This is a genomic window from Prochlorococcus marinus CUG1417 (assembly GCF_017695975.1).
Taxonomy (GTDB): Bacteria; Cyanobacteriota; Cyanobacteriia; order PCC-6307; family Cyanobiaceae; genus Prochlorococcus_A; species Prochlorococcus_A marinus_AG.
Genome location: NZ_JAAORN010000002.1, coordinates 425421 through 445486 on the forward strand (window position 1 = coordinate 425421; position 20066 = coordinate 445486).

Sequence of the window (20066 nt, forward strand, 5' to 3'; positions counted from 1 at the left end):
AATCTTAATTTACTTCTTTATTAAAATCTTCCATCATTCTTTTTTGTTCTTGCGCTATGCATGCATTAATCACTTCTTCTAATTGACCAGCAAGAATTGGCTCAAGAGAAAAATTGGAACCTAATCTATGATCAGTTGTTCTGTTATCTTTAAAATTATAAGTTCTGATTTTTTCACTTCTATCGCCTGTTCCAACCTGGGAAAGCCTTTGTGATCTCTCTTTTGCATTGGCTTCTTTTAATTGAATTTCATACAATTTAGCTCTTAAAATTTCCATTGCTCGTTCGCGATTTTGCAATTGTGATCTTTCTTGAGTACAAAAAACTCTTATTCCTGTAGGCTTGTGGAGAAGATCAATAGCTGTCTCTACCTTATTAACATTTTGTCCCCCTGCACCTCCTGATCTTGCTGTTCCAACCTCTAGATCTGTTGGATCAATTTTAACTTCAACAGGATCAGCCTCAGGCATAACGGCAACTGTAGCAGTAGAGGTGTGAACTCTACCTTGAGATTCAGTAGCTGGAACTCTTTGGACTCTATGTACACCAGCCTCAAATTTAAGTTGACTATATACAGAATCTCCCTTAACGGAGATAACTAACTCCTTAAATCCTCCCATATCTGACTCAGAAGCACTAACAGGTTTTACAGACCATCCAATTTTTTGTCCATATCTTTCATACATTCTTGCTAAATCACCCGCCCAGATACAGGCCTCGTTACCTCCAGCACCGGCTCTGATTTCTAACATTACACTTCTTTCATCTCTTGGGTCTTTTGGCAATAAGGCGATTGTGGTTTTTTGAATCAGTTCACTCTTAGATTCCTCGAGAGTTATTAACTCCTCATTTATCAAAGATTCCATTTCTTTATCATTTCTATTCTCTTTTAGTAGATTTTTTGAATCTTCTATTTCTTTATCTGTATCAAGCAACTTATTAAAATCAATCACCAAAGGTTCCAATTTTGATCTTTCTCTTGCTATTGATTCTAATTTTTTGGGATCATTAGCTATATCAGGATCTGCAAGTTGCACTTCCAAATTTTCAAAACTTTCTGAAGCAGTTTTCAACCTTGCAATTAATGTTGAGTATTCCAATTGAAATTATGCTTAATTTTGAAAATTCTATTTTTTAGAATCTTTTTTTTCTTTTTGATCTTTTGTTGTGGCTGAATTAGCTGTACCCATTCCATATTTTTTCATAAACCTATCAACCCTACCTTCTGTATCAAGAATCTTTTGAGTTCCAGTGAAGAAAGGATGATTACCACTCCAGACATCAACATGTAGTTCAGGCTGCGTGGAACCAGTAGTCATCACAACTTCTCCATTACAAATAACTTTTGCATCTGGATACCATTTTGGGTGTATTTCTGATTTTGGCATAATTTAAATTCCTTTAACGTTTAGAGAATTGAGGAGCTTTTCTTGCTTTTTTAAGACCATATTTTCTTCTTTCCTTAGCTCTAGGATCTCTACTGAGATGGCCTTCCGTTTTTAGCGGTTTCCTATTGTCAGGAGATAATTCACAAAGTGCTCGAGCTGTACCTTGCTTTATAGCATCTGCTTGACCTGTCAATCCACCACCAAAAACATTTACCAAAATATCATAAGAATTTTCAAGGCCTAGTGTTTGCAAAGGTGCTTTTATTGAATTTAAATGAAGAGGATTAAAGTTTAAGTAATCATCTCCAGCACGACCATTAATTTTTATTAGTCCATTTCCTGGAATCAAGCGAACTCTAGCAACTGAAGTTTTTCTTCTTCCAGTTCCCCAATACACAGCTTTGTTTTTTATTTGACTATTCATTTTGATAAATTAACTATTTAATAATACAGGATTCTGTGCAGCATGAGGATGATCAGCACCTTTATAAACTTTAAGTTTTTTAAATTGCTGTCTTCCTAAAGAGTTATGAGGGAGCATGCCCTTAACAGCTTGCTCAATAATTCTTTCAGGAATTCTTTCTTGTAAAGACTCAAATTTTTCAATTTTCATTCCTCCTGGTCTTCCAGAATGTCTCCTATACAATTTTTGTGATGCTTTTTTACCTGTTACCTCAACTTTCTCGGCATTTACTACAATAACAAAATCTCCAGTATCTAGATGAGGTGTAAATGTTGGTTTATTCTTACCTCTCAATACAGTTGCAATTTCTGTAGCAAGTCTACCAAGCGTCTTATCTTTTGCGTCAACTAAAAACCAATTTCTTTCAATTGTTTCTAAAGATGGCGTACTTGTTTTATTCATTTACCAAATTTCTGCAAATAAAATTTAAATTAGTCTTAAATTCTACCTTATTGAAGGAATATTAAACAACAGTTTTGAATGATTTACACAAAAAATTCGCTTAATTAAACCTTACTTAAGAAAAACCCTTAATTAAAAATACAGGGAAAAAATCATTGTTATTAGTCTTTTTAAAAACATTTTCTTCATAAACAGCATTTACAAAACATAACCCCTTAGCTGGAGCAGATTCTTTAACATCATTTTTCTTTTTGTTTACCCATCTATCTGTAAAAATTTCTGGCGATATTTTGTTTTCTCCAACTAATACTAGTTGACCTATAATTAACCGGACCATGCCATATAGAAAACCAGTAGCTTTAATATCAACAAAAATCAAATCTTCTACTCTTTTAATATCTATATTTTTAATTTTTGTGATTGAGTTTATTCTATTACTACCACTTTTATGAAAAGCAAAAAAATCATGTTCTCCTATCATTTTCCTGGATGCATTTAACATTAAAACTTCATCTAATACTTTTTGATATCTATGCCATGACCAATTATTGATAAACAAGTTTGGAAATTTACTGTTATTAATGACATATCGATAATGTCTATACATCGCTGAATAGCATGCATGCCAACTGTCTTTTACCTCAACTGATTCCAAGATCCTAATTGATGAGGGTAAAAGACTATTTAAGACATCAGAATAACTATTTCCTGGAATAACACAATCAACATCAAAGTGTACTACTTGTCCTGATGCATGAACCCCAGCATCAGTCCTCCCTGCTGCAAAAGTCTTTACTGTATTATTTGTAATCTTTAAGAGAGCTCTGTCTAAAATTTCTTGGACGGTTTTTGCATTTTTTTGTTTTTGCCAACCTGAATAATGAGATCCATCATATTGAACTAGTAAAGCTACCCTTTTCAAAAGTTATTTTTTAAGTAAAAGCCCCTATAATTGACTAACCTAAACAAGCTCGATTATAGCCATCTGAGCATTATCGCCTTTTCTAGATACAGTTCTGACAATGCGTGTATAACCACCATTTCTTTCTCCATATCTTTCCTTTGCTTTTTCAAATAATGAATGAACTAATTTTTTATCATAAATATATCCAATAGCTCTTCTCCTAGAAGCCAAACTTCCCTCTTTGGCGAGTGAAATCATTCTTTCAGCTTCATTTCTTAAAGCTTTTGCCCTAGCTTTTGTTGTCGTTACTCTACCTTCTCTAATTAATTGTGTAGTTAAACCTCTTAGAAGTGCTTTCCTCTGATCAGCAGGTTTACTTAATAATGGAATTCTAAGTTGGTGTCTCATAATCTTAAAAAATGTTAAACAGATGTTCTGCTTTGTGGAATAGAAATGCCTATGCGCTCAAGAGCTTCAATAACCTCATCTGCAGATTTAGAGCCAAAGTTCTTAATTTCAAGAAGATCTTCATAGCTGAAGCCCATTAAATCCGAAACTGAGTTAACTTGCGCCCGTTTCAAACAATTATATGCTCTAACGGACAAGTTTAGTTCCTCGAGAGGAATTTGAGCTTCAGGAGATGGTTCAGGTTCTTCTGGGATCTCTTCAACCATGGTAACAGTGGCAAGAGGTTGAAAGAGTTCTATTAGCTGATTTGCAGCTTCAGCAATTGCATCATCAGGACTTGTTGAGCCATCAGTTACTACTTCCATTTTTAATCTTTCTCTGCCTATTCCACCCTCGGCTACAGCCGTTTCATCAATTGTAAAATTGACTCTTTTCACTGGCATAAATACTGCATCTATTTGAAGTAAATCAATAGCAGTTGTCTCTTCATTCTTACGATCAACGGGTCTATAGCCCACACCTCTTTCAACATGGATTTCTAATTCTAAGTTATGACCTTCCTGAATAGTTGCGATTGGCTTTTCTCCATCAACAATTTCTACTTGAGATGAGAATTGTATATCATTTGCCTTTACCTCCATTGGTCCGCTTGCTACCAACCTGCCGATTTCAATCTCTGGGTTAGTACTATTAATTGAAAGCTGCTTACAATTGAGAAGAATATCTAATACGTCTTCTCTAACTCCAGGAATAGTTGCATATTCATGGTTAATTCCTGCTATCCTAACTGCAGTAACTGCACTTCCTTCGAGTCCGCCCATAAGGACTCTTCTAAGTGAATTACCCAAAGTTGTAGCTTGCCCTCTTTCTAAAGGGCCAATTAAAAAAGTTCCTGTTTGGGAGCGATCATCTGCTATTTGATGGTCGATTCTTTCAATCTGGTATTGCAACACGGAAAAAAATAAGGTTAAAAGTTTTTGTGGGGGGGGGTTAGAGAATGGTTAAGACTTAAACGCGTCTCCGTTTAGGTCTTCTACATCCATTATGAGGTAATGGAGTAACATCTCTTATTAGAGTTATTTCTAAACCGGCCACTTGTAAAGCTCTTATGGCCGTTTCCCTACCTGATCCTGGTCCTCTAACTAATACTTCTATTTGTCTCATACCTTGATCAAGTGCTCTTCTAGCTGCCGCTTCAGCTGCTGTTTGAGCAGCAAATGGAGTACCTTTTCGAGCGCCTTTAAAACCGCTTGCTCCTGCAGAAGACCAGGAAATTACTTGCCCAGAAGTATCAGTAATCGAAACAATAGTATTATTAAATGTGCTTTGAATATGTACAACACCATTAGGTACATTTCGTTTAGATTTCTTAGAACCTGTTTTTTTTGCTGTAGCTGCCATGATGATTTAATTTAATACTGGAATTAGTTGATAGATTTAATTAATTATTTTTTCCTTCCAGCAACTGTTTTTCTTGAACCCCTTCTTGTTCTTGCATTAGTTCTAGTTCTTTGGCCCCTTACAGGAAGACTCATTCGATGTCTTCTGCCTCTCACGCAACCAATATCTTGTAAACGTTTTAAAGCCATTCCCTCTTTTCTTCGCAAATCACCTTCTAAAGTGAATTCCTCCGTAGCACCTCTAAGTTTTTGCACATCAGAGTCTGAAAGATCTTTGACCCGAATATCTGGGTTTACACCTGTGCTAGCAAGAATTAGCTTTGATCTAGTTAAACCAATTCCATAGACGTATGTAAGTGCAATTTCAACTCGCTTTTCGCGAGGTATGTCAATTCCTGCAATCCTGGCCACGTGTTTTGAGTAAGTAAAGTTTGAATTAAAGGGCTTTGAATTTAACCCTGACGCTGTTTATTGCGAGGTCTTTTCTTGTTAATAACATAGATTTTACCTCTTCTCCTCACGATCTGATCGTCAGGACTAATTTTTTTGACTGAAGATCTGACCTTCATAGGTGGTTTTAAAATAAAACATTAATTTTATATTCTACATCATCATATAGCCATTTTTTGTTTGATATCAGAGGAAATGATTTTTAAATCTCTATCTGCATCAATATATTCTAGCAATGAAAGATCTTTAAAATATTTTATCAATGGTTCTGTAGTCTTTTTATAAATTTTAACTCTTGTTCTAATCGTCTCTTCAGTATCATCTCTTCTTCCTCTTAAAAGTAATCGCTTAATTAGAACTTCCTCGGGAATATCCAAGTAAAAAACCATTTCTAAAGGTTGATTGATTTCAAGCAATACCTCATTCAATGAATTTGCTTGCGATAAATTTCTAGGATAGCCATCTAAAATCCAACCTTTATTATCCTTATCTAAATTTTGCCTCACAATTTTTAATACAAGTTCGTCACTTACAAGTTCTCCACGGTTAATAACATCTTTTACCTCACTACCTAGACTAGTATTCATTTCGATTTCTTTTCTTAATAATTCACCTGTAGAAAGGTGCAAATAAGAATAAGTTTTACTTAGTAATTCAGCCTGAGTCCCTTTGCCAGCGCCTGGTGCGCCCAAAAATAGTAAATGTTTTTTCATTAATTGTTAATCAGTCCCTCATACCTTTGAGAAATAACATAAGTTTGGATTTGCTTGGCAGTGTCAATAGCAACACCAACAAGAATAAGTAACGAAGTTGCCCCTAAACCTTGAAAAGTCTGGACATTCGTCGCTCTTTCAACTGCAGCTGGAATAATAGCTACTGATCCAAGAAATAATCCTCCTAATAATGTCAACCTATTTTGAATGCCTGATAAGTAGTTTGCAGTTTTAGTTCCAGGTCTAACCCCAGGGATTGCTACTCCTCCCTTCTTTAAATTTGATGCTACGTCAATTGGATTAATTGTAAGAGATGCATAAAAAAAGGAGAATCCCAAAATTAAGGCAAAAAATGTAAGAGCATATGGCCATGGATTTGAAGATCCAGGATTTAAACTACTAGCTAATTTTATTAAAACTGGATTACCAGTTACATTTGCAATAGTTATGGGTAAAAAAATTAAGGCAGATGCGAAAATAATCGGCATAACTCCTCCAGCATTTAACTTTAAAGGTAAATAACTTTGCCTTGTTGGAAGTAATGTTGAATTACCTATTTGTCTTTTTGCACTAACAATAGGAATTCTTCTCGCTCCCTCTTGGACAAAAATTATCCCAACAATTGTTAGTAAAAAGACTCCAAGTAAAACTGCTATACCCAAAACATCTCCTCTATCTCCAGTTTGAGCTTTTTCAATAGTTGAACTTAAAGCCTTTGGCAAAGTCGAAACAATATTCAAAAATATTACCAATGAAGCTCCTTGTCCTATACCTTTCTCTGTAATAATTTCACTAAACCACATTACTAACATTGAGCCAGTTACTAAGGCTATTGAGGTTTGCAAGACAAATGTAGTTTCACTTATGCCTTGGATTGCATATTGTCTAAGGATTAAAGAAAAAATAATACTCTGCAAAAAACCCCATCCTAAAGAAACATATCTAGTGATTTGAGCAATTTTCCTTCTCCCTGCTTCACCCTCATTTTTTTGTAAATCTTCTAGAACAGGCAAAGAAGCTGTAAGAAGCTGAATAATAATTGATGCGTTGATAAAAGGGAGTATACCCAATGCAAATATTCCTAGAGTTGAAATTCCGCCGCCAGTAAAAATATCTAAAAAACCTATTAATTGGCCACCTTGGTCTATAAAACTTTTAAAAGCAACCCTATCAATACCAGGCATAGGGATATAAATACCTAGTCTGACTAAAAGAAGTAGACCTAAAGTGGTTAAAACTCTACTTCTTAATTCTTTATTTAAAAATAATTGGGAAAGTATTTCAGAAGCGCTGGGATTTCTACTTTTGTTGACAAACATTTTTGAAGCTTACCTAAATTTTTAGTAAATTTATTTATTATTTATAAGCTCGCAGGATCCACCTGCATCCTCAATTTTTTGTTTTGCAACTTTTGTAAATGCATGAGCTTGAACTTTTAACTTCACATTGAGTTTTCCGTTACCAAGTATTTTTAAAGGGAATTTAGGCTTGAAGATCAATCCTTTCTTAACTAGTGAATCTAGGTTAACAATATCGTTATCTTTGAAATCATTTAATTTTTCTAAATTAATTATGGAAAAGTTCTTTTGATTAATTATTTCAAAGTGCTTTAATTTTGGAACTCTTCTATATAGAGGCATTTGGCCTCCTTCAAAACCTGGACGTGTGGGTCTTCCTGAACGTGACTTTTGTCCTCTCATTCCAAAACCACATGAAGCACCCTGGCCGGCTGCAATACCTCTACCCTTTCTTAACTTTTTCTTTCTCGAGCCAGAGTTTGATTTAAGTGTATTTAATGTTGAAGTCATAGTTTTAAGAATAGAGCTGTTCAAGTGAGATGCCTCTTTCCCTTGAGGCAGATTTGTGTGTTCTTAACTGAGAGAGAGCCACCATAGCAGCTCTTGCATTATTCAATGGTGTTTTACTACCCAATCTTTTTGCTAAGACATTTTTTATACCTGCTAATTCTAAAACAGTTCTTATTGAACCACCAGCAATTACACCGGTACCTGGTGCAGCTGGTCTAATTAGTACATTAGCAGCACCATCTCGACCTTTAGATAAAGTCGGTATTGAATTATTTGGAGTTAAGGGAACCCTTACAAGATTCTTTTTACCGTCTGAAACACCCTTTCTTACCGCACCAATGACATCTCCTGCTTTACCAACTCCAACTCCAACTTGACCTTTCTCATTACCAACAACAACAATTGCTCTAAAACTCATTTTTTTTCCACCCTTAACAGTTTTAGAGACGCGTCGAATCTGAACAACCCTTTCTTGCCAATCAGAATCTCTCTCTAGATTTTTTGAATCACCTCTTCTATTTCTTTTTCGATCATTCCGATTATTCTTTTTTTGTTCTACGGGAGTAGCTCCAGGAACATTATCGTTATTGGATTGAATTTCTTGTTTTGTTGGAGTGTCAGTCATAGTAAAAAATTAAGAGTTAGAATTCTAGGCCAGCTTCACGAGCAGCATCTGCAAGCGCCTTTACTCTACCGTGATATAAATTACCTCCACGGTCAAAAATCACTTGCTTAATACCTTTTTTTATCGCTCTCTTTGCTAATAATTTTCCAACAATGGAAGAAGAATTACAATCAGAGGGTAACTTCTCAGATTTTTCTCTTAGTTCTTTATCAACAGTTGAAGCTGAGCAAATAGTTGTTTGAGCGCTATCATCTATAACCTGAGCATAAATATGATTATTAGAGCGAAAAACAGACAATCTTGGACGAGTTGCATCTCCAATTAAGAATCTCCTTAATCTTCTATGTCTTTTTTTGGTTTGTGATTTCCTGGAAAGTTTGGTCATTTTTTTAATTGGAATTATTTTTTGCCAGATTTACCAGCTTTTCTGAGAATTCTCTCATCATGATATTTAATCCCTTTACCTTTATATGGTTCTGGAGGTCTAATTGATCTGATTTTTGCTGCTTCATTACCAACAATTTCCTTATCAATTCCAGATACAGTAACGTTTGTATTACTCTCAACCTTGTATGTTATACCATCAGGGGGGATCATTTCTATAGGATGACTATATCCTGCACTAACAACTAGATTTTTACCTTTTACTTGTGCTCTCGATCCAACTCCTACAATTTCAAGTTTTTTTGAAAAACCTTGACTAACCCCTTCAACCATATTTGCAATTAAAGCTCTACATAAACCATGTCTTTGCCTTGAGAATATTTTGGTAGTGGTAGGACTTACGACAACAGTATTATCTTTTTTATCAAAACTAACTCCTTCTGGCATCTTACGTTTTAACTCACCCTTAGGGCCTTTAACTGTAACTGTTAATCCATCAAAATCAACAGATACTTTATCTGGTATTAGTACTGGTGTTTTTCCAATTCTTGACATGATTAATCCTCCTTAATAAACATAGCAAAGTACTTCACCACCTATACCTTGCTTCCTAGCATCGCGATCACTCATGACACCTTTAGAAGTAGATATAATAGCAACTCCAAGACCTCCTAGTACTTTTGGTAAAGCTCTTGTATTTTTATAAATTCTCAAGCCAGGTTTACTAACTCTTTGCATGGATCGAATAGTAGGGAATTTATTCTTGCCACTATATTTTAGACCAAGTATTATTTGTGACTGATAGCCTTCACCTTCTTCATTAATGTCAGAAATGAAACCCTCTTTTTGAAGTACTTTTGCAATACTTAGGGACATTTTTGAACTTGGGATTGATGTGGTTGTATGCTTTTTTTGACTCGCATTTCTAATTCGAGTAAGCATATCTGAAATAGGATCGTGATTTGACATGGTTTTAATTTAATTCTTACTAAAAGGCATTCCTAACTCTTGCAAGAGAGCTTTACCCTCTTGATCTGATCTCGCACTAGTGACAATAGTTATATCCATACCTCTTATTGAATCTATTTTATCAAAAGAGATTTCAGGAAAAATTAATTGCTCTTTCACTCCAACAGTGTAATTCCCTCTCCCATCAAAACTTTTTGGATTAACTCCTCTAAAGTCTCTTATTCTTGGTAAAGCTAGATTTATAAATCTCTCTAAGAAGGAATACATCCTGTCACCTCTCAAAGTTACAGTACAACCAATTGGCATACCCTCACGAATTTTAAAACCCGCGATAGCTTTTTTGGCCCTAGTTACTAGTGCCTTTTGCCCTGTAATTGTTGCCATTTCATTCAAGGAAGCCTCTAGAGCTTTTGAATTTGAAGCTGCCTCACCAAGACCTCTGTTAACGTTGACTTTGACAACTTTAGGTACTTGATGAATATTTTTAAGACCAAGGTCTTTTAAAAGTTTTGGTCTAATTGATTCTTTGTAGCGATTTTTTAGAGTCATAATTTTTTGTTAATTCTGGTCTTTGTCAGAATTGATAAATTAGAAAAAGTTTAAATCTGGTTTCTGATGAAAAATTAATCAATTACTTCACCAGTTTTCTTCAGTCTTCTTTTCTTAACTCCCTCTTTATCAATAAAATATTCAATCTTACTTGTAAGATTTTTTTCCTTTGAGAAGAACATTACATTTGATGCATGTAAAGATGCCTCCTCTGTAAGTATTCTTCCAGTTTCCCCTTCCTGAGTTGGTTTTACATGTTTAGTCCTAAGGTTAATTCCCTTAACTACTACTCTATTTTCAAGAGGGATAGTTTTTAAAACCTCTCCAGTTTTGCCCTTTTCCTTGCCATTAATTACTTTTACTAAATCTCCAGTTTTGATTCTCATTTTTATTCTTTGGAAATTCTTCTTTTGTTTTAATGAATCCAACATTTAAATCACCTCCGGAGCAAGAGAAACAATTTTTGTATAATTTTTATCCCGCAGTTCTCTGGCTACAGGACCAAAAACTCTAGTACCTTTTGGATTCTTATCCTCATTAATCAAAACAGCAGCATTATCATCAAATCTGATTGAATTACCAGTATTTCTTCTTAATGTAGCTTTTGTTCTGACGATGACGGCTTTCACAACTTCAGATTTCTTTACTCCCATATTCGGAAGAGCATCTTTAACAGTTGCTACAATTACATCCCCGACATGTGCATACCTTCTATTAGAACCTAAAACCCTAATACATTGGAGTCTTTTCGCTCCGCTATTATCGGCAACTGTTAAATAAGTTTCTTGTTGAATCATTTTTTAACCTCCTTAGCCTGACCTGTTTTATTGAGAATCTCTTCAATTGCCCATCTTTTATGAGCACTAAGCGGTCTAGTTTCTCTTATTTTAACTCGATCACCTAAAACGCATGTATTTTCTGGATCATGCGCCTTATATCGTGTAGTTCTACTTACAATTTTTTTATAAGTGGGGTGCGGATATCTGTTAATAACAGCAACAACAACTGTTTTATCCATTTTGTCGCTGACAACAGTACCAATTCTTTCTTTAAGTGCCATAACTAATAATTAATCAGAAGTAGTTTTAGAAGCAGATTGACTCTTACTGAGAGTGAGTAATTGCGCAACTTGTTTCTTGATGATTTTAAATTTATGAGTTTCATTGAGCTGTCTTGTAGCTTGCTTGAATCTCAAGTCAAAAAGATCTTTTCGTAATTGGTCAATCTTTTCAGTAATTTGTTCAGAATTTAATTTTTTAAATTCCTTAAGTGACTCTGAGTTTTTCATTGTTTAACCTCCTCTTGAGATTTTTTGCTATTTTTTGTATTTTCTTGGGAGTTATTTTCTAGACTTTTATCAATAGAGATAAATTTAGTTTTTACAGGAAGTTTGTATTGAGCCAGTCGCATAGCTTCCTTTGCAGTTTCCTCAGTAATATCCTCACCACCCATTTCAAAAAGTATTCTTCCCGGTTTTACAACTGCGACCCAAAACTCTGGATTACCTTTACCAGAACCCATTCTGGTTTCGGCAGGTCTCATGGTTACGGGTTTATCAGGAAATATTCTTATCCAGATTTGACCGCCACGTTTGATATATCTGGTCATAGCTCTTCTGCTTGCTTCAATCTGACGTGCAGTTACCCAGCCACAGTCTTGAGCTTGGAGTGCAAATTGACCGAATGCAATAGTATTACCTTTTGAGGCTACACCCCTCATTCTGCCTCTATGTTGTTTGCGGAATTTAGTACGTTTTGGACTAAGCATTGTTATACCTCCTATGAATTCTCATTTGAACGATCCTCAAATTGCTGAGGTCTTCTACTAGCTTTCCTCTTAGGGCTAGCACCCACAGGGATAGTTTGTTCTTCTTTAGGGAGAACTTCACCTTTGAAAACCCAAACTTTAATGCCTAGAACACCGTAAGTTGTATTAGCTTCACGAGTTGCATAGTCAATTTCAGCTCTCAATGTATGTAATGGAACTCTACCTTCTCTGGTCCATTCAGTTCTAGCTATTTCAGCACCATTTAACCTTCCCCCAACTTGTATTTTAAGACCTAAGACTCCAGCCCTTTGAGCCCTTTGTAAGGCCATCCTTATAGTTCTTCTAAAGGCGACTCTTTTTTCAAGTTGTTGTGCAATATATTCAGCAAGTAAAAAGGCATCAGCATCAACGCGTTCAACTTCTACAACGTTTATTCTAACTTGCCTTGTTCTATCCCCTATAGTTTTTTGAATGCCAGATCTTAATTCTTCAATCCCACTTCCTTGTCTTCCAACTATAACTCCAGGTCTTGCTGTTTTTAATTCAAGTTCCAGTTGGTCAGCTTTTCTAGCAATTAAAATATCGCTAATTCCTGCTGCTCCATATTTTTTTTGTATGAAGGTACGAATTTTAAAATCTTCTTGGAGAAGAATTGGATATGTTTTAGAAGTAGCAAACCACTTAGAGCGATGCTCTTGTGTAATTCCTAATCTTAGTCCAGAAGGATGTATTTTATGTCCCATTAGTTTTGTACCTCCGCATTAGTTTGAGTAGGAGTAGATTCAACAGAAATACTGATATGGCAAGTCTGTTTCTTAATTGAAAAAGCTCGACCTTGAGCTCTGGGCCTATACCTTTTCATTACTGGACCGCTATTAGCCCATGCAGAGGAAATAACTAAGGTGGATGGATCCATTCCAAGGTTATGTTCTGCATTGGCAACCGCAGATCTCAGAACTTTAGTGATGGGGTCTGTAGATCTATAAGGCATAAATTCCAACATGATCAATGCATCTCTATAAGACTTACCCCTTATCTGATCCAAAACTCTTCTCACTTTAGAGGCTGATCCGCGAACGTAATTGCCATGAGCAATTGCTGTTTTGGTTGTTTCAGGTGTTTTTGTCATGATTTTGCTCCTTTCTTATCTCTTATATGACCTCGGTAAGTGCGTGTAGGAGCAAATTCACCAAGTTTATGACCAATCATTTGTTCAGTAATGAATACTGGAATGTGAGTCTTACCATTATGAACCGCGATTGTGTGACCAATCATTAAAGGCAAAATCGTAGAGGATCTTGACCAAGTTTTGATAACAGACTTGTCATTATCAGTATTTTGTTTTTCTACCTTTTTGAGCAGGCTATCTGCTATAAAAGGTCCTTTTTTTAGTGAACGTCCCATGATTATGTAATAGAAATTGAAATAATAAATGAAGTAATCAAGAGTCTCTTCCTCCTCTACTCCTCTTAGAAACACGACGACGTCTTCGAACAACTAATTTATTACTTGGTTTGTTCTTTTTACGTGTCTTTAATCCAAGAGCTGGTTTACCCCATGGAGTAACTGGTCCTGCTCTACCAATTGGTGCTTTTCCCTCTCCTCCTCCATGTGGATGATCACATGGGTTCATTACACTACCTCTTACTTGAGGCCTTCTTCCAAGCCATCTTCTTCTTCCTGCTTTACCTAAGCTGGTATTTCTTATTTCAGAATTACCGACTTCACCAAGAGTTGCGTAGCATTCTTTTCTTACAAGTCTTACCTCGGTAGATGGAAGTTTTAAAGCAACATAATCTCCCTCTTTTGCCATAACTTGAGCACTAGCTCCTGCGGATCTAACCATCTGAGCACCCCTACCTGCATATAACTCAACACAATGAACACTAGATCCTAATGGCATAACAGAAAGTGGCATTGCATTACCATCTTCAATCGGAACACTTTCTCCAGATATGACATTTTGTCCGACTTTTACTCCTGCTGGAGCGATAATATATCTTTTTTCTCCATCTTCGTAGAATAAAAGTGCCAGCCTTGCATTTCTATGCGGATCGTAGTGGATAGCTGCAACTTTAGCGTTGATATTTTTTTTATCTCTTCTAAAGTCAACTAATCTATACTGCCTTTTGTGACCACCTCCACGATGACGACAAGTGATAACTCCACGATTATTCCTGCCTTTAACTCTATGTTTTGGAACTATTAGTGATCTTTCGGGTTTTGCACTTGTTATTTCACTAAAGTCAGTAACTACTCTCTGCCGAGTACCAGGTGTATAAGGTTTAAATTTACGGATTGCCATGATTAAAACTCCTTAAGATTCTGGAAATAGTTGGATTTTATCTCCTTCAGCAAGACGCACAATTGCCTTCTTGACCTGAGAACGTTTACCGGAAAATTTTCCGACTCTTCTTGTTCTCCTAGGAGGATTCATAGTGTTAACTCCTATGACTTTAACACTGAATAAGGCTTCGACAGCTGCCTTTATTTGTGGTTTTGCCGCTCTATGATCTACTTCAAAAGTATATTGGTTAAGATCTAGAGCATTTGTTGCTTTCTCAGTAATAACTGGCTTTCTTATTACATCGGCTAAACGAGAATCGAATAATTTAGTCATGATCCATAAACCTCCTGAATTTTATCTATCGCTGATTGGCCTATGACCAATTTATTAGCATTGAGAATATCAAATACATTTAATTGATCGGCGGCAATTAATTTTACTTTTTCAATATTATTGATGGACTTTTTTATAACATCGGACGGACTATCAAGAATAACCAAAACTTTTTCAGTTTTTTGTATACCTAATCGAGAAAGGCCATTGACGATATCACTTGTTTTAGGTTGCTTTAAAGTAGATCCAAAATCTTCAACGGCCTTCATATCAGATACTCTAGACATAAGTGCAGTTCTTAGAGCTAACCTACGTTCCTTACGATTCATATCAAGATTGTAAGAACGTGGCTTCGGTCCAAAAATAATTCCCCCACCAGGTCTTAAGGGTGTCCTTATTGATCCTTGACGAGCTCTTCCTGTACCTTTCTGTTTATATGGCTTTCTACCGCCCCCACGAACTTCAGATCTTGTCAAAGTTGATGCTGTCCCCTGTCTTTTATTTGCTAGCTGCCTAAGGACTGCTCTATGTATTAAGTCTGCCGAAGAAGTTTCTTTAGCAACTGCTAAATCAAGAGAAACTTTGCCGGATTTTTTACCATCCCACTTAAGAGTTTCGAGTGTTGTCATGATTTTTCACCTCCTTTTTTGCCTACGACATTATTTGGCTTAATGTTTATTATTGAGCCTGGCTTACCAGGGACAGAACCCTTCACCACAAGCAAATTTTTCTGATCATCAATTTTTAGAACTAACAAACCTTTAGTAGTAATCTGTTTTCCTCCATATCTTCCTGCCATTCTTTTGCCAGGATAAATTCTGCCTGGAGTTGTTCCTGCACCTGTAGATCCAGGTGCTCTATGATTTTTCGAACCATGACTCATAGGACCTCTGCTAAAACCATGTCTTTTCTGGTAACCAGCAAAACCTCTACCCATAGATTTGCCACTGATATCGACTTTTTGACCAACCTCAAAGTTTTTTACAGTTATTTGATTTCCGATTTCATAAGATGAAGTTTCTTCAACCCTATATTCTTTCAAATGCTTTAAAAGTTCTTCACCTGATTTCAACAAATGTCCCTTTTCAGGCTTACTTATATGCTTATCTTTGGACAAGCCGTAACCTATTTGAACGGCAGTATAACCATCCAAAGCGGTTGTTTTCAATTGAGTGATACGGCAAGGACCAGCCTCAATAAGAGTAACTGGTACCGAATTACCTTTATCGTCGAAAAGTTGGGACATGCCCAATTTCTTTCCTAAAATTCCTATAGACATAAGGCTAAATTAGGCTAGCTCGTAATGATTTTTAAATTATCTAAAACCTTCAGTTATTAAGGTGAAGTTAATAAAAAAACAATTAATTAGGTTGAGACTTATCTGAAAATCTAGATAGTTTCTCCTGGGATAAACCCACCTGTGTTTTTTAACGAAACGCTAAAAAATGTGAAATTTACAGAGGCTCGGCTAGCTTGCGAGCTTAAAAATTCACTGAGTTACAATTGTACATCATCAAGTACCATAAAATAAAATAAAATATAAATAAAGGAATTTTTTATGCCATTACTTCTCACAGGGAAAAAGTTTCATAACGATTTAAAAACTAACAAATGTCTTGCAATCTTTGCTCCTCTGGAAGGTGGTTATGAAACTCGTCTTTTGAGAAGAATGAGGGCCAAGGGCTTTAAAACTTTTATAACCTCAGCAAGAGGGCTTGGAGATCCAGAAGTATTCTTACTCAAATTGCATGGCGTTAGACCACCGCACCTTGGTCATCAAAGCGTAGGAAGAAATGGAGCACTCGGGGAAGTTCAACAAGTTATCCCACAAGCTTCTGAGTTATTTAATGAAAATGATAAAAACAAATTACTTTGGTTATTAGAAGGTCAAGTATTATCTCAATCTGAATTAGAGAGCTTAGTAGAGATTTGCACTAACGATAATAAACTAACGATAGTTGTTGAAATGGGGGGTTCAAGAAAACTTGAATGGAAGCCGTTAAGTAATTATATTTTAGATGAATTTGAAAGTTAAATTGTTTGATTACAACTCAGAATAAAAAAGATAAATGGATTAAATTAATTTGTGGTGCCAGTAATGAAGATATTATTGCCATAGAAGATTTATGTGCAATTTATACTGCTGCTGGTGTCGACTACATAGATGTTGCCGCAGAAGAATCTATAGTCCACGCAGCAAAAAAAGGAATCGAGTGGGCAAAAAAAGTCTTTAAAAACTCCCCTGGATTAATGATAAGTATTAGTGATGGAAATGATATCCACTTTCGTAAAGCAAAATTTGATCCAATGAAATGTCCCCCTAATTGTCCAAGACCGTGCGAAAAAGTATGCCCCACCTTTGCAATTGATAATTATGGGATCAAAAAGAGTAAATGTTATGGATGTGGAAGATGCTTGAATAGCTGCCCCTTAAATCTAATTAGTGAATATGAATATAATTTGTCAAAAGATGATTTGGGATCAACACTTCAGAAAATAAAGCCAAATGCAGTAGAAATTCATACAGAAATAAATCGCCTAGATTCTTTTGCAAAAGTTGTCAGTATCCTTCAAAGTTCTGGAATGAAATTAGACAAGATATCTATCAGTTGTGGATTAAATCAATCTTTTAAAAAATCACAAGAGCCCGAAGATCTTTTGAAAGCTCTTTGGGAAAGATATGAAATTCTAAAAAAACTTGATATTCCCCTTATTTGGCAGCTAGATGGAAGGCCAATGTCTGGAGATCTTGCTCCTTCAACAAGTAGAGATGCTGTTAAGTTGTTTGAAAAAATCGGTTCAGATCTTCCACCTGGATTAATTCAATTGGCAGGAGGAACAAATGAAAAAACTCATGAATTTTTGAATTCAAACAATCTCCCAGACGGAATAGCATTTGGAAGTGCTGCAAGAAAAATCATGCAGCCCTTTATTGAATTTGCTCACAGAAATAACAAAAAACTCTATGAGTACCCTGAAAGAATGGCTTTAGCGATCAAAAAAGCTCAGAAATTTCTAGAACCATGGAAATCGAGCTCATTCAAATAATATTTTTATTTTTCAAAACTTGCTTCATTTTTATGAAAACTTTGTATTTTTTAAATAGAAAAAAATCTTTTCATGTATTAAAATAAAAATTCAATGGGCCGTCGCCAAGTGGTAAGGCATCGGGTTTTGGTCTCGACATTCCTAGGTTCGAATCCTAGCGGCCCAGTTCTAGTATTTAATTGGTGTCTTCTCAAAAAATATTTCTATTTGATTTCGATGGAGTAATAGTCGATGGAATGCAAGAATACTGGCTTAGTTCCTTACTAGCCTGTGAAAGATATTTAAATTCACCCTACATCTCTTTTGATCAAAAACTTTATAAAAAAGTACCAAATTCTTTCAAAGAAATTAGGCCTTGGGTTAAATATGGTTGGGAAATGATTCTAATTGTTCACGAAATTATAAAAACAGAAAATCCATTAAAAAATGATAATAAAGATGATTTCATTAATAATTATCATCAAAATTGCCAGAGGATATTAAATGAAAATTCGTGGATTGCCGAAGATTTACAAAAAATGTTAGATAAGTCTCGCAAGTACCAAATTGATAAAGATTTTAAATCGTGGGTAAATTTACATAATCCTTTTTTTGAAATTATAAATTTTATGAAAGAATTAAAGAAAAGGGAAATAAAAACTGGAGTTATAACAACTAAAGGTAAAATATTTGCAGAAAAAATTCTCAAACAATTAAATATTTTTCCAGAATTTATTTTTGGTTATGAATCCGGAACAAAAATTAAAATAGCTGAAAAGCTTACACAAAATTATGAAATTTTAGGCTTTATAGAAGATAGAAAAAAAACTCTCATAGATATTAAACAAAATCCCGAAACTTCTCACATTCCATGCTTCCTAGCTGATTGGGGATATTTGAAAGAGTCAGATAGATATACTTTAAGTAATGAAATCAAATTATTAAAATTAGGCAACCTTGAGGAATTAGTTGCAATTTAAAGATAATCAGCTAGAGTACAGATGTACTATAGTTTGTATTTATGAAGTTTGGTTTAAATAAAAATTTCCAAATTTAGAATAATTACAAGAACTCTAACCGATAAATCAAACAATGAGCCTTGAAGACAAAAAAAACGCTGAATCAAAAGAAAAAGACAAGGCTTTGAGTCTTGTCCTAGGCCAAATAGAAAGAAATTTTGGACGAGGATCAATAATGAGACTTGGTGACGCCTCGAGAATGAAAGTAGAAACAATATCTACTGGAGCGCTCACCTTAGATCTAGCATTAGGAGGAGGCTATCCAAAAGGAAGAGTAGTAGAAGTTTATGGCCCAGAAAGTTCAGGAAAAACTACATTAACTCTTCACGCGATTGCAGAAGTCCAAAAGAATGGAGGAGTAGCTGCATTTGTAGATGCTGAGCATGCGCTCGATCCAGTTTATGCAGCCTCTTTAGGAGTTGATGTTGAAAATTTGTTAGTTTCACAACCAGATACTGGTGAAATGGCTCTGGAGATAGTTGACCAACTTATAAGATCAAGTGCAGTAGATCTTGTTGTTGTTGACTCAGTCGCAGCACTAACCCCAAGGGCAGAGATAGAAGGAGAAATGGGAGATCACGTAATTGGAAGCCAAGCAAGACTAATGAGCCAAGCAATGAGAAAAATAACAGGCAATATTGGCAAATCTGGATGTACGGTAATATTCCTGAATCAATTACGCCTAAAAATTGGCGTTACATACGGCAATCCAGAAACAACCACAGGAGGTAATGCATTAAAATTTTATGCCTCAGTGAGACTTGATATCAGAAGAATTCAAACTCTTAAAAGAGGTACTGAAGAATATGGTATAAGAGCAAAAGTGAAAGTAGCAAAAAACAAAGTTGCACCACCATTTAGAATTGCAGAGTTTGATATTCTCTTCGGAAAAGGTATTAGTACAACAGGATGTTTATTAGATTTAGCAGAAGAGACTAATATCATAATAAGAAGAGGTGCTTGGTACAGTTATGAAGGAGAAAATATTGGACAAGGAAGAGATAATACAATTATTTGGCTTGATCAAAACTTAGAAATTAGGAATAAAGTAGAATCTATGGTTAAAGAAAAATTAACAGAAGGAACAGAAGTTAGTTCAAATTCAATGAAAGCATTAAATAGCAGTCCTGCTAATACAATCGCTGTTAATGATATAAAAACAGTAGCTTAG

At 35.3% G+C, this 20066-nt stretch carries 34 protein-coding genes and 1 tRNA gene; 5 read left to right on the forward strand and 30 right to left on the reverse strand.

The window, feature by feature from the left end:
- Window positions 1–4: 4 nt before the first annotated feature.
- From prfA to rplC, 30 genes are all read right to left on the reverse strand, one after another.
- Window positions 5–1099, reverse strand: a complete 1095-nt coding sequence (gene prfA, locus HA140_RS08385) for a peptide chain release factor 1 (protein ID WP_032516059.1) — start codon at window positions 1097–1099, stop codon at window positions 5–7.
- A gap of 27 nt (window positions 1100–1126) precedes the next feature.
- A complete protein-coding gene (gene rpmE, locus HA140_RS08390) occupies window positions 1127–1387 on the reverse strand; it encodes a 50S ribosomal protein L31 (protein ID WP_209040657.1) in 261 nt (86 codons plus the stop codon).
- Between the two features lie 13 nt (window positions 1388–1400).
- Window positions 1401–1811, reverse strand: coding sequence for a 30S ribosomal protein S9 (gene rpsI / locus HA140_RS08395; RefSeq protein ID WP_209040658.1), 411 nt, complete (start codon window positions 1809–1811; stop codon window positions 1401–1403).
- A gap of 9 nt (window positions 1812–1820) precedes the next feature.
- Window positions 1821–2252, reverse strand: a complete 432-nt coding sequence (rplM, locus tag HA140_RS08400) for a 50S ribosomal protein L13 (RefSeq protein WP_209040659.1) — start codon at window positions 2250–2252, stop codon at window positions 1821–1823.
- Between the two features lie 115 nt (window positions 2253–2367).
- Complete coding sequence (gene truA, locus HA140_RS08405) at window positions 2368–3174, reverse strand: tRNA pseudouridine(38-40) synthase TruA (protein ID WP_209040660.1); 807 nt, start codon at window positions 3172–3174, stop codon at window positions 2368–2370.
- A gap of 39 nt (window positions 3175–3213) precedes the next feature.
- The gene (gene rplQ, locus HA140_RS08410) at window positions 3214–3564 is read right to left on the reverse strand and encodes a 50S ribosomal protein L17 (RefSeq protein WP_079294324.1); all 351 of its coding nucleotides are present in this window, start codon (window positions 3562–3564) and stop codon (window positions 3214–3216) included.
- 14 nt (window positions 3565–3578) lie between these two features.
- Window positions 3579–4517, reverse strand: coding sequence for a DNA-directed RNA polymerase subunit alpha (locus HA140_RS08415; protein WP_209040661.1), 939 nt, complete (start codon window positions 4515–4517; stop codon window positions 3579–3581).
- Window positions 4518–4572: 55 nt separating this feature from the next.
- Window positions 4573–4965, reverse strand: a complete 393-nt coding sequence (gene rpsK / locus HA140_RS08420; protein WP_209040662.1) for a 30S ribosomal protein S11 — start codon at window positions 4963–4965, stop codon at window positions 4573–4575.
- Window positions 4966–5009: 44 nt separating this feature from the next.
- Window positions 5010–5375, reverse strand: coding sequence for a 30S ribosomal protein S13 (gene rpsM / locus HA140_RS08425; RefSeq protein WP_209040663.1), 366 nt, complete (start codon window positions 5373–5375; stop codon window positions 5010–5012).
- Between the two features lie 41 nt (window positions 5376–5416).
- Entirely contained in the window at window positions 5417–5533 is a 117-nt protein-coding gene (gene rpmJ, locus HA140_RS08430) for a 50S ribosomal protein L36 (RefSeq protein ID WP_011377173.1), read from the reverse strand.
- Between the two features lie 42 nt (window positions 5534–5575).
- Window positions 5576–6127 (reverse strand): adenylate kinase, encoded by a 552-nt coding sequence (locus HA140_RS08435; protein ID WP_209040664.1) that lies wholly within the window; start codon window positions 6125–6127, stop codon window positions 5576–5578.
- On the reverse strand, window positions 6127–7446 hold the full coding sequence (gene secY / locus HA140_RS08440) for a preprotein translocase subunit SecY (RefSeq protein ID WP_209040665.1): 1320 nt from the start codon (window positions 7444–7446) through the stop codon (window positions 6127–6129). Before secY ends, HA140_RS08435 begins: the two co-directional genes overlap by 1 nt.
- Window positions 7447–7476: 30 nt before the next feature.
- The gene (rplO, locus tag HA140_RS08445) at window positions 7477–7935 is read right to left on the reverse strand and encodes a 50S ribosomal protein L15 (protein ID WP_209040666.1); all 459 of its coding nucleotides are present in this window, start codon (window positions 7933–7935) and stop codon (window positions 7477–7479) included.
- Between the two features lie 4 nt (window positions 7936–7939).
- Complete coding sequence (gene rpsE / locus HA140_RS08450; protein WP_209040667.1) at window positions 7940–8560, reverse strand: 30S ribosomal protein S5; 621 nt, start codon at window positions 8558–8560, stop codon at window positions 7940–7942.
- A 16-nt stretch (window positions 8561–8576) separates the two neighbouring features.
- Window positions 8577–8945: a 50S ribosomal protein L18 gene (rplR, locus tag HA140_RS08455; protein ID WP_209040668.1), complete on the reverse strand. Its 369-nt coding sequence runs from the start codon at window positions 8943–8945 to the stop codon at window positions 8577–8579.
- Window positions 8946–8959: 14 nt separating this feature from the next.
- Window positions 8960–9499, reverse strand: coding sequence for a 50S ribosomal protein L6 (gene rplF, locus HA140_RS08460; RefSeq protein ID WP_209040669.1), 540 nt, complete (start codon window positions 9497–9499; stop codon window positions 8960–8962).
- 12 nt (window positions 9500–9511) lie between these two features.
- Window positions 9512–9913 carry a 30S ribosomal protein S8 gene (rpsH, locus tag HA140_RS08465; protein ID WP_209040670.1) on the reverse strand — a complete coding sequence of 134 codons (402 nt, stop codon included), beginning with the start codon at window positions 9911–9913 and terminating at the stop codon, window positions 9512–9514.
- A gap of 9 nt (window positions 9914–9922) precedes the next feature.
- Window positions 9923–10462, reverse strand: coding sequence for a 50S ribosomal protein L5 (gene rplE / locus HA140_RS08470; protein WP_011863652.1), 540 nt, complete (start codon window positions 10460–10462; stop codon window positions 9923–9925).
- Between the two features lie 74 nt (window positions 10463–10536).
- Window positions 10537–10893, reverse strand: a complete 357-nt coding sequence (gene rplX / locus HA140_RS08475) for a 50S ribosomal protein L24 (protein WP_011863653.1) — start codon at window positions 10891–10893, stop codon at window positions 10537–10539.
- Entirely contained in the window at window positions 10894–11259 is a 366-nt protein-coding gene (gene rplN / locus HA140_RS08480; protein ID WP_002807235.1) for a 50S ribosomal protein L14, read from the reverse strand.
- Complete coding sequence (gene rpsQ / locus HA140_RS08485; RefSeq protein ID WP_209040671.1) at window positions 11256–11522, reverse strand: 30S ribosomal protein S17; 267 nt, start codon at window positions 11520–11522, stop codon at window positions 11256–11258. Before rpsQ ends, rplN begins: the two co-directional genes overlap by 4 nt.
- 9 nt (window positions 11523–11531) lie before the next feature.
- A complete protein-coding gene (gene rpmC / locus HA140_RS08490; RefSeq protein WP_025895061.1) occupies window positions 11532–11750 on the reverse strand; it encodes a 50S ribosomal protein L29 in 219 nt (72 codons plus the stop codon).
- Window positions 11747–12229 carry a 50S ribosomal protein L16 gene (rplP, locus tag HA140_RS08495; RefSeq protein WP_209040672.1) on the reverse strand — a complete coding sequence of 161 codons (483 nt, stop codon included), beginning with the start codon at window positions 12227–12229 and terminating at the stop codon, window positions 11747–11749. The genes rpmC and rplP overlap by 4 nt, the downstream gene beginning before the upstream one ends.
- 11 nt (window positions 12230–12240) lie before the next feature.
- Entirely contained in the window at window positions 12241–12972 is a 732-nt protein-coding gene (rpsC, locus tag HA140_RS08500; RefSeq protein ID WP_209040673.1) for a 30S ribosomal protein S3, read from the reverse strand.
- Window positions 12972–13358: a 50S ribosomal protein L22 gene (gene rplV, locus HA140_RS08505; protein WP_209040674.1), complete on the reverse strand. Its 387-nt coding sequence runs from the start codon at window positions 13356–13358 to the stop codon at window positions 12972–12974. Before rplV ends, rpsC begins: the two co-directional genes overlap by 1 nt.
- Window positions 13355–13633, reverse strand: coding sequence for a 30S ribosomal protein S19 (gene rpsS / locus HA140_RS08510; RefSeq protein ID WP_011819167.1), 279 nt, complete (start codon window positions 13631–13633; stop codon window positions 13355–13357). Before rpsS ends, rplV begins: the two co-directional genes overlap by 4 nt.
- A 37-nt stretch (window positions 13634–13670) precedes the next feature.
- Window positions 13671–14534, reverse strand: coding sequence for a 50S ribosomal protein L2 (gene rplB / locus HA140_RS08515; RefSeq protein ID WP_209040675.1), 864 nt, complete (start codon window positions 14532–14534; stop codon window positions 13671–13673).
- Window positions 14535–14546: 12 nt separating this feature from the next.
- The gene (locus HA140_RS08520) at window positions 14547–14849 is read right to left on the reverse strand and encodes a 50S ribosomal protein L23 (RefSeq protein ID WP_209040676.1); all 303 of its coding nucleotides are present in this window, start codon (window positions 14847–14849) and stop codon (window positions 14547–14549) included.
- Window positions 14846–15478, reverse strand: coding sequence for a 50S ribosomal protein L4 (rplD, locus tag HA140_RS08525; protein ID WP_209040677.1), 633 nt, complete (start codon window positions 15476–15478; stop codon window positions 14846–14848). The genes HA140_RS08520 and rplD overlap by 4 nt, the downstream gene beginning before the upstream one ends.
- Entirely contained in the window at window positions 15475–16128 is a 654-nt protein-coding gene (gene rplC / locus HA140_RS08530; protein ID WP_209040678.1) for a 50S ribosomal protein L3, read from the reverse strand. Before rplC ends, rplD begins: the two co-directional genes overlap by 4 nt.
- A 279-nt stretch (window positions 16129–16407) precedes the next feature.
- Between rplC and ndhN the strand changes: the two genes are divergently transcribed.
- The 5 genes from ndhN (at window position 16408) to recA (ending at window position 20066) form a co-directional block, all read left to right on the forward strand.
- Window positions 16408–16884, forward strand: a complete 477-nt coding sequence (gene ndhN / locus HA140_RS08535; protein WP_209040679.1) for an NAD(P)H-quinone oxidoreductase subunit N — start codon at window positions 16408–16410, stop codon at window positions 16882–16884.
- Between the two features lie 5 nt (window positions 16885–16889).
- Complete coding sequence (locus tag HA140_RS08540; RefSeq protein WP_209040680.1) at window positions 16890–17897, forward strand: LdpA C-terminal domain-containing domain; 1008 nt, start codon at window positions 16890–16892, stop codon at window positions 17895–17897.
- 94 nt (window positions 17898–17991) lie between these two features.
- A tRNA-Gln gene (locus HA140_RS08545) sits at window positions 17992–18063 on the forward strand.
- Window positions 18064–18079: 16 nt separating this feature from the next.
- Window positions 18080–18856: an HAD family hydrolase gene (locus HA140_RS08550; RefSeq protein ID WP_209040681.1), complete on the forward strand. Its 777-nt coding sequence runs from the start codon at window positions 18080–18082 to the stop codon at window positions 18854–18856.
- 112 nt (window positions 18857–18968) lie between these two features.
- Entirely contained in the window at window positions 18969–20066 is a 1098-nt protein-coding gene (gene recA / locus HA140_RS08555; RefSeq protein ID WP_209040682.1) for a recombinase RecA, read from the forward strand.

Bases quoted from the DNA above. Each gene is read 5' to 3' on its own strand.
- secY (WP_209040665.1), bottom strand. From the start codon at position 7,446: ATGTTTGTCAACAAAAGTAGAAATCCCAGCGCTTCTGAAATACTTTCC.
- rplQ (WP_079294324.1), bottom strand. From the start codon at position 3,564: ATGAGACACCAACTTAGAATTCCATTATTAAGTAAACCTGCTGATCAG.
- rplV (WP_209040674.1), bottom strand. From the start codon at position 13,358: ATGACAAAAACACCTGAAACAACCAAAACAGCAATTGCTCATGGCAAT.
- rpsI (WP_209040658.1), bottom strand. From the start codon at position 1,811: ATGAATAGTCAAATAAAAAACAAAGCTGTGTATTGGGGAACTGGAAGA.
- ndhN (WP_209040679.1), top strand. From the start codon at position 16,408: ATGCCATTACTTCTCACAGGGAAAAAGTTTCATAACGATTTAAAAACT.
- rplM (WP_209040659.1), bottom strand. From the start codon at position 2,252: ATGAATAAAACAAGTACGCCATCTTTAGAAACAATTGAAAGAAATTGG.
- rpmC (WP_025895061.1), bottom strand. From the start codon at position 11,750: ATGAAAAACTCAGAGTCACTTAAGGAATTTAAAAAATTAAATTCTGAA.
- rplO (WP_209040666.1), bottom strand. From the start codon at position 7,935: ATGACTTCAACATTAAATACACTTAAATCAAACTCTGGCTCGAGAAAG.
- rpsC (WP_209040673.1), bottom strand. From the start codon at position 12,972: ATGGGACATAAAATACATCCTTCTGGACTAAGATTAGGAATTACACAA.
- rplC (WP_209040678.1), bottom strand. From the start codon at position 16,128: ATGTCTATAGGAATTTTAGGAAAGAAATTGGGCATGTCCCAACTTTTC.
- rpsE (WP_209040667.1), bottom strand. From the start codon at position 8,560: ATGACTGACACTCCAACAAAACAAGAAATTCAATCCAATAACGATAAT.
- rplN (WP_002807235.1), bottom strand. From the start codon at position 11,259: ATGATTCAACAAGAAACTTATTTAACAGTTGCCGATAATAGCGGAGCG.
- rpsQ (WP_209040671.1), bottom strand. From the start codon at position 11,522: ATGGCACTTAAAGAAAGAATTGGTACTGTTGTCAGCGACAAAATGGAT.
- HA140_RS08520 (WP_209040676.1), bottom strand. From the start codon at position 14,849: ATGACTAAATTATTCGATTCTCGTTTAGCCGATGTAATAAGAAAGCCA.
- HA140_RS08435 (WP_209040664.1), bottom strand. From the start codon at position 6,127: ATGAAAAAACATTTACTATTTTTGGGCGCACCAGGCGCTGGCAAAGGG.
- rplP (WP_209040672.1), bottom strand. From the start codon at position 12,229: ATGCTTAGTCCAAAACGTACTAAATTCCGCAAACAACATAGAGGCAGA.
- rplD (WP_209040677.1), bottom strand. From the start codon at position 15,478: ATGACAACACTCGAAACTCTTAAGTGGGATGGTAAAAAATCCGGCAAA.
- rplB (WP_209040675.1), bottom strand. From the start codon at position 14,534: ATGGCAATCCGTAAATTTAAACCTTATACACCTGGTACTCGGCAGAGA.
- rplR (WP_209040668.1), bottom strand. From the start codon at position 8,945: ATGACCAAACTTTCCAGGAAATCACAAACCAAAAAAAGACATAGAAGA.
- recA (WP_209040682.1), top strand. From the start codon at position 18,969: ATGAGCCTTGAAGACAAAAAAAACGCTGAATCAAAAGAAAAAGACAAG.
- rpsH (WP_209040670.1), bottom strand. From the start codon at position 9,913: ATGTCAAATCACGATCCTATTTCAGATATGCTTACTCGAATTAGAAAT.
- rplF (WP_209040669.1), bottom strand. From the start codon at position 9,499: ATGTCAAGAATTGGAAAAACACCAGTACTAATACCAGATAAAGTATCT.
- rplX (WP_011863653.1), bottom strand. From the start codon at position 10,893: ATGTTGGATTCATTAAAACAAAAGAAGAATTTCCAAAGAATAAAAATG.
- rplE (WP_011863652.1), bottom strand. From the start codon at position 10,462: ATGACTCTAAAAAATCGCTACAAAGAATCAATTAGACCAAAACTTTTA.
- rpmE (WP_209040657.1), bottom strand. From the start codon at position 1,387: ATGCCAAAATCAGAAATACACCCAAAATGGTATCCAGATGCAAAAGTT.
- rpsK (WP_209040662.1), bottom strand. From the start codon at position 4,965: ATGGCAGCTACAGCAAAAAAAACAGGTTCTAAGAAATCTAAACGAAAT.
- rpsS (WP_011819167.1), bottom strand. From the start codon at position 13,633: ATGGGACGTTCACTAAAAAAAGGACCTTTTATAGCAGATAGCCTGCTC.
- rpmJ (WP_011377173.1), bottom strand. From the start codon at position 5,533: ATGAAGGTCAGATCTTCAGTCAAAAAAATTAGTCCTGACGATCAGATC.